The organism is Nonomuraea sp. B5E05 (assembly GCF_039880665.1).
Lineage (GTDB): Bacteria > Actinomycetota > Actinomycetes > Streptosporangiales > Streptosporangiaceae > Nonomuraea.
The window spans coordinates 145,916-162,052 of the sequence record NZ_JBDPMJ010000018.1; the positions used below are offsets into that span (position 1 = coordinate 145,916).

General features: G+C 68.4%; 5 protein-coding genes. 4 read left to right on the plus strand and 1 reads right to left on the minus strand.

The window, feature by feature from the left end:
• Window positions 1-11: 11 nt before the first annotated feature.
• Entirely contained in the window at window positions 12-2,921 is a 2,910-nt protein-coding gene (locus ABGB01_RS30025; RefSeq protein WP_347776888.1) for an AAA family ATPase, read from the plus strand.
• 169 nt (window positions 2,922-3,090) lie between these two features.
• Window positions 3,091-5,100, plus strand: a complete 2,010-nt coding sequence (locus ABGB01_RS30030) for a GxGYxYP domain-containing protein (RefSeq protein WP_347776889.1) — start codon at window positions 3,091-3,093, stop codon at window positions 5,098-5,100.
• On the opposite strand, the gene ABGB01_RS30035 is transcribed toward ABGB01_RS30030, so the two are convergent.
• On the minus strand, window positions 5,101-5,703 hold the full coding sequence (locus ABGB01_RS30035) for a histidine phosphatase family protein (RefSeq protein WP_347776890.1): 603 nt from the start codon (window positions 5,701-5,703) through the stop codon (window positions 5,101-5,103).
• A 1,339-nt stretch (window positions 5,704-7,042) separates the two neighbouring features.
• On the opposite strand from ABGB01_RS30035, the gene ABGB01_RS30040 reads away from it, so the two are divergent.
• Both ABGB01_RS30040 and ABGB01_RS30045 read left to right on the plus strand, forming a co-directional pair.
• Window positions 7,043-15,787, plus strand: a complete 8,745-nt coding sequence (locus tag ABGB01_RS30040; protein ID WP_347776891.1) for a DNRLRE domain-containing protein — start codon at window positions 7,043-7,045, stop codon at window positions 15,785-15,787.
• On the plus strand, window positions 15,788-16,096 hold the full coding sequence (locus tag ABGB01_RS30045; protein WP_344987592.1) for a hypothetical protein: 309 nt from the start codon (window positions 15,788-15,790) through the stop codon (window positions 16,094-16,096).
• Window positions 16,097-16,137 lie beyond the last annotated feature (41 nt).

Below are 16,137 nucleotides of genomic sequence, written 5' to 3' on the forward strand. Positions count from 1 at the left end.
GAGGGTGAAGCATGCCCTCCGGCCAGGCCCGCGTCGCCCCCTCAGGCTCCCTGTCCGACGTCCTCGTCGGGCGCCAGGCCGAGCTCGCCCTGCTCCGTACGGTCATCGCCGCCCCGCCGTCCCTCGCCCTGGTCGAGGGCGAAGCGGGGATCGGCAAGAGCCGGCTCGTGGGAGAACTGCTCGCCGCGCCGGAAGTGCCCGGAGCGCCGGCCGGGGCGCTGAGGAGGGGATCGGCCCGGGTTCGCACGCTGGTGGGACAGTGCGAGCAGCTCCAGGAGCCGCTGCCGCTGTCGCCGCTGCTCGACGCCTTCCGCCTGGCCGGCGACGAGCTCGCCGCGTCCCGCCCGGCCAACCCGGTGATCGGGGCGCTGGCGCCGCTCCTGCCCGAGATCGCCGGGCACCTGCCGCCGCCGCTGCCCGCCTTACCCGACCAGCGGGCGGAGCGGCACCGGGTGTTCCGCGCCGCCGTCGCGCTGCTCGACCACCTCAGCCCGCTGGTGCTTGTCCTGGAGGACGTGCACTGGGCCGACAGCGGCACGCACGACTTCCTCGCCTTCCTCGCCGCCCACCAGCCGCGCGAGCTGTCGGTGATCCTCACGACCCGCACCGAGACGGGCCCGCTGCCCATCCGCGAGGCCCTGGCCAGAGCGCCGTCAGGGCCCGCGCGGGCGATCAGCCTCACGCCGCTGAGCCCGCCCGAGGTGGAGGAGCTGGCGGGCGGCATCCTGAAGACCGATCTTCCGCCTGCGTTCGCCGCGCCGCTCCACGAGACGACCGGCGGCATCCCGTTCGTCGTGGAGGAGGTGCTCCGCACGCTACTGGAGCGGCTGCCCGCGAGCGAGATCCCCGGACGCCCCGACGTGCTGGCCGGCCTCGCGGTCCCGACCGTGCTGCGCGACGTGGTGGTGCGGCGCCTGACCTCGCTCGACGAGCCGGCGCGGGGGATCCTGGGGGCCGCCGCCGTCATCGGCGTGACGCCCGACGACCGGGTGCTCGCGGAGGTCACCGGCCGCGACGGGGAGGAGGTCGCCAAGGCCCTGGCGACGGCGCAGGCGGCCGGGCTGCTGCACGAGGAGGACGGCCGCTGCCGGTTCAGGCACGCGCTGGCCCGGCAGATCGTGTACGAGTCGGTGCCCGTCTCCGGGCGGCGCTGGTTGCATCTCAGGACCGCGCAGGCCCTGGAACGAGGGCCGGGCCCGAGGCCCGTGGCCCGGCTCGCCCATCACTACCGGCTCGCGGGCCGCACGGCGGACTTCGTCGGCAACGCCGAGGCCGCCGCCGACACGGCGCTCGCCCACGGCAACGACGCCACCGCGGCGAGGTTCCTGCTGCAGGCGCTGGAGACCGGCGAGCTGTCCAGCGACGTGCGCGTGCGGCTGGCCGTCAAGCTGGGCCGGGCCGCGGTCGACGGGCTGGCGCACGCGGAGGCCGTACCCATTCTCGAACGCCTGCTGGCGACCGAGCCGCTCCCCGCACACCTGCGCGGAGAGCTGCGCTTCGCGCTCGGCCGCCTGCTGCGCCAGCAGGGCGAGGCGCGGGCGGGCTACCTGCAGATAGAGGGCGCGGTGGAGGACCTCGGCGACCGGCCCGCCCTTCTGGGACGGGCGCTCGCCGTGCTCGCAGCGCCCGAGACCGTCCCCGACCGGCACGTCGACGAGCACGCCGCCCGCTGCGACCAGGCGGAGCGGGCGGCCCGCCGCAGCGGCGACCGCGACGTGGACATCGCCGTACGCATCGCGCGGGCCTCGCTCCTGCTCGAACAGGGCGAACCGGGCAGCTGGCGGCTGATCGACGACCTGCTGCGTGACGACCGGCTCCGCGCCGTGCCCAGGGAGCACGCCCGCGCCTGCCTCAACTGGGCGCAGGGGGCACTGCACATCGGGCGGCTCGACCGCGCCGAGGCCCTGCTCGCCGAGGGCCGCCGGGTGGCCGACCAGGCCGAGTACCTGCGCGTGGCGGAGGTCGTCGAGCTGGTCGCCGCCGCCGTGGACCGGGCCGCGGGACGCTGGGACGGGCTGGAGCCCCGCGCCCGCCGGCTGGCGGGCCCGTCGGCCACGTTCGCGGCGGCGTTCCTGGACTCGCGGCTGCTGCACGGCACGCTGCTGGCGGCCATGGGGCCGGTCGAGAACGCCGCGGCGTGCCTGGGCGAGGTGATCGCCGTCGCCGAGAGGGTGGGCGCGGTCTGGCCGCTCATCCCGGCGCGGATGGCGCTGTCGCGGCTCCTGCTCACCCTGGACGACCCCGCGGCCGCCGCCGAGCAGGCCACCGCCGGGCTCGCCCTGGTCCGGGCCAAGGGCAACTGGGTGTGGGGCGCCGAGACCGTGCTGTGCCTGGTGGACGCCATGGACGCGCTCGGCGAGGCCGGCGAGGCGGCCGGGCTGGTGGCCGAGCTGGCCGCCGGCATCGAGGGTGCGGGCGCGCCGGCCGCGCAGGCCGCGCTGCTGACCGCGCGGGCCGTCCTGGCCTGCTCGCGGGGCGACGACCCCGAGGCCGACCGGTTGCTGGACGCGGCGCGTGCCACGGTGGGGGAGGCCGGGCTGCGCTACGACGAGGCCCAGGCCGCCGAGCGGCTGGGCCGCCTGCGCGGCGCCGCGGGCGGCGACTGCCTGGAGAGCGCGCTGCGCCTGTACGGGTCGATGGGCGCGGACCGGGACATCGCGCGGGTGTGCCGCGCGATGCGGCAGAACGGCGTGCCCATCCCCTACCCGTGGCGGGGCGGGCGGCCCTCGCACGGGCGCGCGCTGTCGGCGCGGGAACGCGAGGTGGCGCTGCTCGCCGCCGCGGGCAAGACGAACCAGGAGATCGCCACGGAGCTGTTCCTGTCGCGGCGGACCGTGGAGAGCCACATCTCCAGCGTGCTGCGCAAGCTGGGCCTGCCGTCGCGGAAGGAACTGCGCGGGCTCGCCCTGCCGGCCGGGTGAGCCGGGCGCGGTGAGCTCTCGCGGGAACCCGGGTGCGCGTGGTTCCGGGGGCTGCTGGGGGAATTGCGCGGTTTACGCCATGGACATCCTTACGTCAGGTTGTTACGTTCTCTGGCAGATGACAACGATGTCATTCCTGGTCCCCCCCTCGCAGGAGCAGAGATCGCTCATGGTGTCACGACGTAACTTCTTGCTGGCCAACACCGCGGTCCTCGCCGCCGGCGGGCTCGGAGTCAGCCTCTCCACCCCCGCCGCCGCCACGACCGCAGCCACCCGGCCCCTCCTCCCCAACTTCGGTCGCCCCACCAGGCTCGACTACGCCGACGTGAGTGCCCTCCACGGGAATGACCAGCTGCTCCTGACCACCCTCCAAGGAGTGGTCAACCGCCGCGGCCCGCGCCTCTACTTCAACTACAACAAGGAGAACTTCGACGTCCCCTGGCTGGACAGCACGGGCGCCCGCGTCACCCGCCACGACAACGCCCTCGACCTGGTCGCCCGCTACGGCCGCGAGGCCCGCGGCGCCATCCTGCACGACCCCGACGTCCCCGACTCGGTGAACGTCGCCACCACCCTCGCCGGCCTGGAGGGCGCCGTGGCCGCCACGGCCGAGCAGGCCGCCGAGCACGGCTTCAAGACCATCACCGACCTGCGCGGGAAGTTCGACCCTGACGACATCCTGGGCACGTACCGGTGGCAGCTCGACAACCTCTTCCCGCGCTGCACCCACGCCCTGCTCAGCGGCCTGCCGCCGACCAGGACGGTGAGCGTCGACAACGTCCAGTGGCGCGAGGTCGCCCGCGAGACCGAGCGCATCCGCGACACCTCCAACCGCGAGGTGCGCACCTTCGACTTAAGCCAGGAACTGTCCGGCGAGGACGGCGTCTACCTGCGCTTCCAGGACTCGTTCGGCGACGACGGCTGGGGCGCCTCGGTCGGCGCCGTCACGGTCAAGGCCGACGGCAAGGAGATCGCCTCCTTCACCCCCGGCACGGACGCCGAGACGCCGTACCTCTTCGACGGCCTCAACTCCGCCATCGGAGGCGACAGCAACCGCTTCTCCGACGGCGGCGGCTATTTCGTCTACCGCTTCACCGCGCCCGAAGGCACCCAGCAGCTCACCGTCGACGTGGACCTGTGGAACCAGTTCCTGGTGACCGCCACCACCACCGCGCCGACCAGGGTCGAGCCCTTCCCCTACTTCCGCGACTACACGGTCGCCATGCGCGCCATGGTCTTCTGGCTGCCGCCCAGCGGCCAGACCGGCGAGCTGCTCGACGAGATCCTCGGCAAGGTCGAGCCGACCACGCCGTACGCCGGATGGTTCTCCAACGACGTGGCGGGCGAGTGGGGCGGCGTCGACCGGGCCTCACAGCACGCCGTCGAGGTCATCCCCGCCGACTACTACATGAACGCCACCGTCCACGCCGGCGTGCGCGCCGAGGTCTCCGACCGGGTGCCGCCGAGGCCGAAGGCCACCCTCCGCAACCGCGTCTACGTCACCCTCACCGTCGGCGAGGGCGACAACATCCAGTACTGCCAGCGCCGGATGCGGCAGATCTGGGACGACGACAAGCGCGGCGAAGTGCCCACGAACTGGACCGTCAGCCCCCTGCTGGCCGAGATCGGCCCCGCGATCCTCGCCTACTTCCAGCGCACGGCCACGCCCAACGACCTGCTCATCGCCGGGCCGTCGGGCGCCGGCTACACCTACCCCGGGTCGTGGCCGAAGGAGGCGCTGGACGCGTACACGGAGCTGTCAGGACGTTTCATGCGCAGGACCGGCATGGACCTCGTCTACGCCTACAACCACCGCAACGAGGAGGACGACGGCTGGGTGGCCTTCGACGAGCGCATCGTGCGGTCGTACAAGAAGAACACCGACCTGCGCGGCATCATCCAGTCGTGGGAGACCGGCGACCTGCAGATCAACCCCGCGGGCCTGCCCGTGATCGGCAACTTCATGCCGCAGGGCAGGGCCCAGGAATACCACGACACGCTGGTGAAGCACATCGAGGGGTGGGACGGGAGCCAGCCGCTGTTCATCGCCGGCGCCGTCAATGCCTGGAACTGGTCACCGAGCGACATCGCCGAGCTCGGCACGCTGCTCGACGACCCCTTCGAGATCGTCCGCGGCGACGTCTTCTTCAAGCTGCTGGGCGACCACCTCGGACGGTGATCACAGGCGGAGCTCGGGTGGGAAGCCGGTCCACCTGAGCTCCGCCGGCAGGTGGGCCATGTCGTTGAAGAAGAGCACGGACGACGGGCGGCCGGGCGCGTAACGGATGACGGTCAGGGCGGCGTTGCAGTGGTTGACGCCCAGCCAGCGCCAGTCCGGGGCGTCCATGGCGGCGCGTACGAGCCAGCCGATCAGGAAGTTGTGCGTGACCACCAGCTCGTGCCGGAGTTGCGCCACCGGTCCCGTGAACAGCTCCATGGCCTCGCGGGCGAGCGCCGGGCCGTCGCGGCGCTCGTCCCCGGGGAACTGGCCGACGAACCCCAGGAGGCGGTCGGCGTACTCCTCCGGCAGTTCCTCCCTGACCGGGACGTACGGGAGATAGTCGCCGGCGGCCCGCGACTCGCGCAGCGGGACGCCGGGGAGCCGCTCGCCGACCAGGCGGGCGGTCTCGGCCGCCCGGGGGCGCGGGCCGTGGTGCACGGCGGCGAGCGGCACGTCGGCGAGCCGCTCGCCGAGCAGCGCGGCCTGGCGGCGGCCGGCGTCCGTCAGCTCGCCGTCGGGCGTGGCGTCGCCGTGCCGGGTGAGATAGAGGTAACGGGTCATGGCCGTGCTTTCGTTCGCATCGCGTCAGAGTCCCACACCGGACCGGGTGCCCCATGCATCTCTGAATCAGTTGTGCTACGGCGAGGTCGTCTTTCGTGCCTGGCCGGGTGGGGTGTGCACGTCCTGGGCGGGGTGTTCGTCTGTGGCTGCCTGTGCTGGTGGTTTCTTCTCTTGTCCTGGTGGTTGTCTGGTTTGGCCTGGCGGGGTGTGTTCACGGCTGGTTTCGGGAGGCACGCTCGGCGGCGTTGGCTGCGCGTCAGGTGGACTGGGGCGGATGACGGTTTTCGTTGGCGTGGGGGCGTCCGGTAGCGCGGCGGCGGTTGTCGTCTGACGCCGAGGAGGTGTGATCCGGGCTGGGGCGGTGGGTGGTGTGGCGCGGTGTCGGCGTGTGGCGGGGGGCGACGGCGGAGTGCGTGTCGGGGCGATAGGGGACGGGGCGGTGATGGACGGGGCGGGGGTGGGCGTGGTGGCAGGGCGGGGGTGTGCGGTTGGGCTGGCTGGTGCGGCGGTGGGGTGGGCAGCGAGGGCGGCTGGGGGTGTGATGGTGGTGTCGTTTGCGGGGTGGGCAGTTCGTCGAGGGTGGGGTGGTTGGCGGGGATGCCGATCAGGAGGGCGGCGAAGACGAGGTGGAGGAGGCCGGCCAGGGCGGCGGCGATGCGGATCGTCGACAGTCCGCGGCTGTGTCGCTGTTCGGTGGTGGCTTCGTGCGGGTGGGTCGTCACCGTGGGGGCGTTCTGGTCGCGGTCATGTCGTGTGGTCCCGGGGGTGCGGGGGCGGGCAACGGCAAACCTTATTGATCAAGACATGGATGGTGACGGCGGTCAAGACCGTCTGGCGAGGATTCGCTGCTGTGGCACTGTTGGGTGAGCCTTTCTGCAGGTCAGGGGCGTGATGGCGTGACGGTGGGAGAGTTTACGGACTGTGTCGATTGCTGTGAGTTTGCTGGGAATTGACTCACGGCTACGCCGGGTGGTGGTCTACCCGACCTTGATCTCTCACTTTCCGTAACTGTCGAGGGTGATCGACCGAGGTTCGTTCCTGAGGCGAGTCCCCGCAGCTTGAGTGCCGTCTCGCGACTTATTCCACAGTGTGTTCGACTCTTGATGTAGGTCACTTTCTGTGCATATTGACCGAATGTGCCGTTTTGTGGCGTGATGCGGATGTTTTGCTCCCAGGATATTTAGATCCGCCTTATGTGCGGCCTGTGTGGTCGCGTGAGTCGTGGAGTGTGCCCGTGCCGCAATTACCCCTCCCTCGACCGAAACCGGCCGAACGGCCCCGATCCCGGCGTCACACACGGTTACGCCGATCTGTCGTCCTCGTCACCACGCTTGCCCTGGTGGCCTCACTCGCATCAGCGCCGCCCGCCACGGCGCAGACGGCCACCTCGATTCCGGGTGAGCCGAACCTGATCTCCCGGGCAGCCGGCTGGGTGGCCGCGCAGGTGGCCGGCTGGTTCGCCGAGGAGCCGAAGGGCGAGGTGCGCCCGTCGGAGGAGAAGGTCGTTCTGCCCGGGCGCGATGCCCCGGTCGCCGAGCGGAAGCCGCCGGCGCCGCCCGGCAAACGGGTCAAGGAGCTGAAGGGCAAGCGCTCCCGGTTCGCCAGCGTGTACGAGCTGGAGGACGGCCGGGTGCAGGCCGAGATCTCAGCCCAGCCGGCCCACTACCTGGACGCCAAGGGAGACTGGCGCCCGATCGACACCCGGGTCAAGGAGATGTCGCAGGACGGGTTCGTCCACGGTAACGACAGCAACGGCTTCTCCACCCGCTTCGGCGACGACTCCGGCAAGCTGATGCAGGTTTCGCTGGGCGAGCGGCGGCTCACGCTCGGACTGCCCGGCCAGACACGACAGCTCACCCCCACGGTGGAGGGCTCGACGGTCACCTACCCGGGCGCACTGGGTGAGGGCGTCGACCTGGTCTACGAGTTGAGCGCGAGCGGGGTGAAGGAGAGCATCGTGCTGGCCCGCGCTCCACAGGGCCCGGCGTCCTACACCTTCACGGTCACCGTCTCCGGCGGGCTGCGGGCCACGACGAACGCGGACGGGTCGATCACCTTCGCACCGCCGTCGGGCAGGCCGGCGGTGTTCACGATCCCCAAACCGTTCATGACCGACGCCGCCGACGATCCGGCCGCGCCGCACGGCAAGCGCTACTCGCCGGCGGTCACACAGACCGCGAGCCAGCAGGGCGATCAGGTGACGATCACGGTGAGCGCGGACACGGGCTGGCTGGCGGCGCCGGAGCGGGCCTGGCCGGTGGTCATCGACCCGACCGTGGTGGTCGCGTCCAACGCCGAGACCTCCAACGACGCGATGATCGTCTCCTCCTCGCCCAGGGTGAACTACGACTGGGACGGACGCCTGGGCGCGGGCGTGTCCGGCGGCGCCGTCTACCGCGGCGTGATCAAGTTCCCCGAGGTGGCCTCGCTGGTGCCGACAGGGGCGCAACTGGACGTTGCCGAGCTGGGTCTGTACTACGACCAGACGCTGGCAGGCACAGCCGCCTCGGTGCCGCTGGAGGCGCGGGCGATCACCCAGGCGTGGGAGCCGTCCACGGTGACCTGGAACTCGATCAACGCCGCGCTGGGCGCGGTGGCGGGCACCGCCACCTATGAGCCGGCGCAGGCCAACGTGTGGCACACCTACACGATCACGGGCCTGGCCCAGGGCTGGATCAGCGGGTCGGCGCCGAACCACGGGGTGATGGTCAAGGCAGTCAACGAGTCGGTCGCCGCCGGCGGCCCGGTCTATACGGCCGGGGACTGGGGGGCGGGGTTCCCGGAGAGCCCGATGCCGAAGCTGACGCTCACCTACGACATGCCGTCGGTGCAGCTGGCCCGGCCGCTGGTGGTGCATTCCACCGGCGCCGAGCTGTCCTGGAGCGCTTATGACGGGCCGGGCGAGGTGGTCGAGTATCAGGTGCACCGCAGCCAGGAAGACGCCTTCACACCCTCACCGGCGACGCTGGTGGCGCCGCTGGACGGGCAGAGGACCAGCTACGTCGACACCTCGGCGCCGATCGACGAGTGGGTGAACTACCGCGTGGTGGCCGTCCGCGACGACGGGAAAACCTCGCTGTCGGGGCCGGTCGGGGTCGCCTTGCCCGACGGCGGGGTGTCGTACGCGACCATCCCGCCCAGTGCGGACACCACGCTGTCGTCCTGCCAGCCCGGCACGGGTCACGACACGCTGGGCGAACGGGCGAATCTGTCCGCCGGATGGGGTGGAGCCGCCTACGGCAACACCCGCAGCCTGCTCAAATTCGACACCTCGATCATCCCGTCGACGGTCACCAGCGGGCGGGCCAGTCTGCGGCTGTATCAGGTGGCCCACCGCGGTGGCGAAGCCACCTTTGAGCTGTACCCGCTGACCCGCGACTTCGACGAAGCGGACGCCTCGTGGACCAACGCCGCTCCCGGCGTGCCATGGGCCACGGCGGGCGGCGACTTCGATGCCGCCTCGGTCGGGGAGGGCATCATCGCCTACCCCTACGACGACCACGACTCCTCCAGCTGGCACACGCTGGACGGGTTCAGCGACTTGGTCAAGCAATGGGTGGCCGATCCATCCAGCAATCACGGGCTGCTGATGAAGTCCGAAAGCGAGGACAGCACGGCGTGTGCGACCAGCGGCGCGGGTATCTCGCTGACCTCCAGCGAGGTGGCCGAGCCGGAGGTACGGCCGTGGCTGGTGGTCTACTACTACGACCCTGCGGCGTCCTATCAGGCGCAGGCCACCCCCGCCGACATGAGCGCCGGCGAGCAGCGCACCATCGAGGTGACGATCACCAACACCACCGACGAGATCTGGCCGGCCGCCTCCACCCGGCTCGGCTACTTCTGGAAGCTGCCCGACGGCAGCGACGTCACCGGCGACACCCAACTGCTCACCCCGCTGCCCACCGACCTGGAACCCCAGAACACGGTCACCGTCACCGCCCAGGTCAAAGCGCCGGTGCTGAACAGTGCGAACCTCGCCGACGCGGTCTCGCTGGTGTGGGACGTACAAGACACCACCACCAACGAATGGAAATCGGCCAGCCACCACATCCCGCAACTGCCGCAACAGATCCGCCTCACCACGCCGACCTCCAACCTGCTGGGGCTGGAGAAGTTCTACGCCTACACCGGCAAGAACACCGGCGCCGGCGGCACCGCGCTGACCAACCCCTACGCGGGCAACGTCGTGTGGGGCTACAACGCCTTCTCCAACCCCTCCCGCGGCGTGCAGACCTTCGCCCGCATGACCTACAACAGCCTCGACACGAGCACCGCCTCGCTCGGCTACGGCTGGTCCCTGCAGACCTCCACGCTGAACAAGCTCGGCTCGCAACTGGCCTTCCACCCACCCGGCCAGCCCTGGCCCGAGCAGGTGCGGCTGACCGACGGCGACGGCACCACCCACGTGTGGCAGCGCGACCCGCCCACCTGCACGGAGAACTGCGCCTACAAGAACCCGCGCGGCGTGCACCTGTACCTGCAAAAGACCGGCTCAACAGACCCGCTGCGCCAGTGGGTGTTCACCAAACCCGACCGCACCCAGTTCTTCTTCGACGACGAGGGCTTCCAGTCCGCGATCGTCGACAAGAACGGCAACACCATGTCGTTCACCTACGAACGCCGCAAATCCAGCAACAAGCCCACCAAGTTCCTGCGCTACATCACCGACGCCGCCGGCCGCCGCACCCTCACCCTGGACTACTACGCCAAGGGCCAGGACTACACCTACATCGACGACACCACCTGGCAGCCCGTCGAGGCCACCAAGCTGACCAACCCGCACATCATCGACAACGTCGAGTCCATCACCGACATCGCCGGCCGCAAGGTCACCTTCGCCTACACCGACAAGGGCCTGATGGCCCGCATGATCGACGGCGCCGGCGACGAGCAGGCCAAGACCTTCGGCTTCCAGTACGACGCCACCCAGGGCAACAAGAACGTCAAACTCGTCAAGATCATCGACCCGCGCTCCCACGCCGAAACCCCGCAAGGCGCGGAGAAGTACGCCACCACCCTGGACTACTACGACGCCACCGAAGACCCCGAAGACCTGTGGAAGGTCCAGACCCTCACCGACCGGCTCAACGGCACAACCGGCTTCGACTACGTCGACCCCGACGGCCCGACGGAAGCGACGATCCACGCCACCGTCACCGACCCGCGGCAGAACCAGACCCGGTACGTGCTGGACGCCTACGGCCGCCCCACTCTGATCACGAACGCCAACGGCGAGGTCACCGATCCGGTGTGGGACGCCGACCACAACGTCACCACGCTGATCGAGAAGGGCCGCCCCGACACCACCACGCCTGACGCCGTCACGACGTGGACCTACGACCCGCTGACCGGCTACCCCCTGGAAATCCGCGACGCCGAGGCCAACCAGAACAACACCCCGCCGACCACGCTGGACTACACCAGCGGACTGGGCGGCCACATCGCCGACCTGGACACCAAGACCTCACCCCAGGGCCACACCTGGGACTTCGACTACGACGCCAACGGCAACCTGATCAAGGTCACTGACCCGCTCGGCGTCAAAACCACCGACGTTCCCGACGATTACGACACCACCTACACCTACGACGGCTTCGGCCAACTAACCCGGGCGGTCGACGCCAACGACAACCCCACCGCCTTCACCGACTACCACCCCACCGGCTACCCAAAGAAGATCACCGACGCCTACGGCCTGGAAACCGCGGCCGAGGACGACCACACCACCGTCACCGCCTACGACGCGCGCGGCAACGTGCTGTCGGTCACCGACGCCCTCGGCACAACCACCACCCAGACCTACGACATCTTCAAACGCCCGCTCGAATCCAAGGTCCCCAAAGACCAGGACGCTTCCCCGCCGGTGTTCATCACGACTCCGGCGCCGATCTACGACCGCAACGACAACGTCACCAAGACCACCGCCCCCAACGGCGCCGTGGCCACCGCGGTCTACGACAAGGCCGACCAGCTGACCGCCTCGGTGCTGCCCAAGGACAGCACCGACGGACCTGAGCGCAAGGCCACCTTCACCTGGGACGCGGCCGGCAACCTGGAAACCCAGACCGAACCCAACGGCAACCTGACCGGCGCGAACGCGGCCGAGTTCACCACCACCTACAGCTACGACCCGATCTACCAGCTGCGGCACGTCACCACCACCGACGTCGCCAACAACAACCACCAGAACAAGATCAGCTACGAGTACGACGACGTCGGCAACGTCCTGAAGGTCATCGACCCGCGCAAGAACGCCACCCCCGACGCCGGCGACCACACCGCGTTCTACACCTACGACCTCAACCACCGCGTCACCACTGTCAAGGATGCCGCCGGGTTCGAGACCTCCGTCGACTACGACCTGGACGGCCAGGTCGTGGGTCAGACTGACCAGGACAAGAACAAGACGATCATCGTCTACAACGAGCGCGGCGACGTCACCGAGACCAAGGTGCCGCATTCGGGCACCGGCGACACCCTCAAGTACGTCACCACCCAGTTCACCTACGACCAGGCCGGCAACCGCACCAAGACCGTCACCCCGCGCGGCGTCGAAACCCCCGACGACCCCGACGACTTCATCGCCGAAACCACCTACGACAAGCTCAACCGCCCGTTCGAGGAGATCTACCCCTACGACCCCGACGACCCGGTCTACAACACCCCCGACAAGGTCATCTACGCCTACGACGCGGTCTCCCGCCTGAAGGAGATCTCCCACCCGCCCTCCCACGGACAAACTGTCCGCAACGTGTCGACGATGACCTACTGGGACAACGGCTGGTCCAAGACCACCACCGACCCGTGGGACATCAAGACCACCTACGACTACAACGAGCTGGGCCTGCAGACCAACCGCACCGTTACCAGCGCGGGCGGCTCCAGCCAGCGGGCGCTGGACTGGTCGTACTACCCCGACGGCAAACTCAAGACCCACTCCGACGACGGCGTCCCCCTCGGCCTGGACGTCGTCATGAACGACAACTCCGACACCGGCCAGGTCACCACCACCGGCACCTGGACCCCCGGCACGGGCGCCAGCCCGTCATCGAACATCGTCGGCCCTCAGGTTCAGGCGGCGACCGGGTTCGTCGGCTACGACTACGCCACCGCCCCCGCCGGCACCGGGACGAGCAGTTTCACCTGGAACCTGACCACCCCCTCAGACGGCACCTACACCGCCTGGGTCCGCTACCCGACCGGCGCCACCGCCACCAACGCCCCCTACAAGGTCAAACACCAAGACGGCGAGGCAACCGTCACCCTCGACCAGACCCAGAACCCGGGCACCTGGGTCGACCTCGGCACCTACACCTTCACCGCCGGCACCACCCACAGCGTCACCCTGACCGACGACGCCAACGGCACCGTCGCCGCCGATGCGGTCAAGCTGGTCCGCGACAACACCGGCGACACCGACACCGAGGCCAAAAACTTCACCTACACCTACGACCCCAACGCCAACCTCACCACGATCCAAGACGCCTCCCCGACCGCCAAGATCGACACCTGGGACATCACCTACACCAACCTCAACCAGATCGGCCAGATCAAGGAGTACCTCGACGGCGCGCTGAAGAACACCACCGGCTACCGCTACAACGAAAACAGCGCCGTCGACGAGCGCACCCACGACAAGACGCTCGCGACCTACCGCTACGACGTCCGCGACCTGGTCGACCAGGTGGTCAACAAGAAGTCGGCGACCGACCCCTCACCCAAGACCACCGGTTACAGCTACACCTCGCGCGGTGAGCGCTTCACCGAGACCAAGGCCAACGGGAACGTCGTCACCTACGACTACTTCCTGTCCGGCGTGCTACGGCATTCGATCGAGAAGAAGCCCAACGCCACGGTGGTGGCCGAGCACACCATCGGCTACCAGGGCAACCTGCACCGCGCCAGCGACCACACCAAGATCCAGAACGCCGACAACCCCAGCGCCTACCTGGACAACACCTACGCCTACACCTACGACCCGCGCGACCGCATCACCAAGGTGACCAAGACCCCGACCGGCGGCGGCCCGGTCGAGAACGAGATCTACCGGCACGACGCCAACAGCAACGTGTGGGAGGAGGAGGTCCTCGGCAAGAAGACCACCTTCACCTATGACCGCAACCGCCTGATGACGTCGGTCTCCAACGGGCAGACCTCCACCCTCACCTACGACCCCTACGGTCGGCTGCGCACCATCCAGTCCGCCGGCAAGACGCTGGAGAAGTACACCTACGACGGCTTCGACCACGTCATCAAGCACGAGAAACTCGGCGGCGACGGCGTCACGTCCACGGTGACCAGCTACACCTACGACCCGCTGGACCGCACGACGTCCAAGACCGAGAAGGAAGGCACCGCGAGCGCCAAGACCACCACCTTCTCCTACCTCGGCCTGTCCGCCGAGGTGCTGGACGAGGAAGTGGCCGGCAAGCTCACCAAGTCCTTCCAGTACAGCCCCTGGGGCGAGCGGCTGTCCCAGGTGAAGGTCAACGCCGACAACAGCGAAGAGTCGTCCTACTACGGCTACAACCCGCACACCGACGTGGAACAGATCACCAGCGAGAACGGCGACACCCGCGCCACTTACGGCTACACCGCGTACGGCCGCAACGACGACAAACTTTTCACCGGCGTCGACAAACCCGACCCCCTCGATCCCACCGCCAAGGAGGAGTACAACCCCTACCGCTTTAACAGCAAGCGCTGGGACAACTCCACCGGCATGTATGACATGGGGTTCCGCGACTACAACCCGGGCCTCAACCGCTTCCTCAACCTCGATTCCTACAACGGCGCCCTTGAGGACCTGTCACTCTCCCTCGACCCCTGGACCAGCAACCGCTACGCCTTCACCGGCGGCAACCCCATCACCAACATCGAACACGACGGTCACGAGCCGCGTCCATGGCACAACCCCGAGTACAAGCCGTCTGATTGCTGGGACAACGCCAGCGTCGAATGCAACCCGGGCTCCGCAGGCAAGACGATTCCCGTCAGTAACGCCCACCCGGAATACAACCCGGCGATGAAGGACGACAACAAAGACGGCCAAATCGATGAGTGGGAGGCATCTCGCGCCGGAATTGCTCTGGACGGGGACACGAGAAATGGGCGGCCTCCTGGCGCGAAGGAGCTCGAAGCCCTCAGCTACCTGCCTGTGGTCGGCACCCCGGCCGACATCCTGCTCGCGCTCAAGGCCATGAACGAGGGCAATACCGAGGAAGCAGCATGGGCCCTGGCCGGCATGGTGCCCATAACTGGCGACTCCGGAAAGTTCATCGGCAAACTGATACGCTGCAAGAACAGCTTCACGCCCGATACCGAAGTGCTCATGGCCGACGGCACCCGCAAGCCGATCGAAGATATTGAGATCGGGGATGAAGTTCTCGCCACCGATCCGGAAACCGGCAAAACGGAAGCCAAGCAGGTCATTGACCTCATCGTGGGCGAGGGCGAAAAGAACCTGGTCCAAGTCACCATCGATACGGACGGAAAGCAGGGCCAAGCAACCGGCTTCATCATAGCGACCGATAAGCATCCTTTCTGGGTGCCTGAGCTGCGCAAGTGGGTCGACGCCGAGAAGCTCGCGCCCGGCATGTGGCTGCGCACGTCCGCCGGCTCCCTGGTCCAGGTCAAGGCGATCAAGCGGTGGACCGCACAGCAACGCGTTCACAACCTGACGGTCGCAGACATCCACACGTACTATGTGCTGGCGGGTGACCAAGCCGTACTCGTCCACAACTCCGGACCTTGTGATATTCCTTGGTCTAGTGGGGCCGTTTCCAAGGCCGCCAAAGCTATTGATGAGGGCGCGACCAGCATCCATGTTCAGTCGCGTAGTCAGGCGGAGGAGCTGTTCCTCGGAAAGTTCCAGGGGCATGGCTATCGGAACGCTCAGGGCTTTGACGGGCCAGGCACAAAGCAGTACTTCGGCCGGAAGCCCGGCACCTATCATTGGGACGATGAACTCGGTCCCGATGGACGTGTTCTCGGTCATGGAACGGGTAACGCAGATGGAGACTTCCCTCACCTGCAGATCCATACCTTCGATGGCCCCGTCATCCGGATCTTCTGGGGAGGGTAGATGAAGACACAAGCTGAGAATCGCCTGGTCATGACCAAGGCGGAGATCTCGGCTCGTCGACCGAGCAGCGATCCTGACCGCTACTCGTGGGTCTGGGTTGTCCCGATGCTGGATGGCCGGTTCCGTATCGCTGCCATTGAGGTGCCCAAGCACCTCGTAGACGAGGACATCTGTTTCTACGACGGGGACTTCGACACCCCCTACGTCAAAATCGTCGATGGGATCTCAGAAATTGACGATGCAGTAAGGGAAGCGGGTGCTGACCCGGAGGAGCTGGATGCCCCGTGGCATAACAACTTTCCGCTCTGAGTATTTGTCGGGCGAATTTAATTCGCTAAATGTGTTCGCTC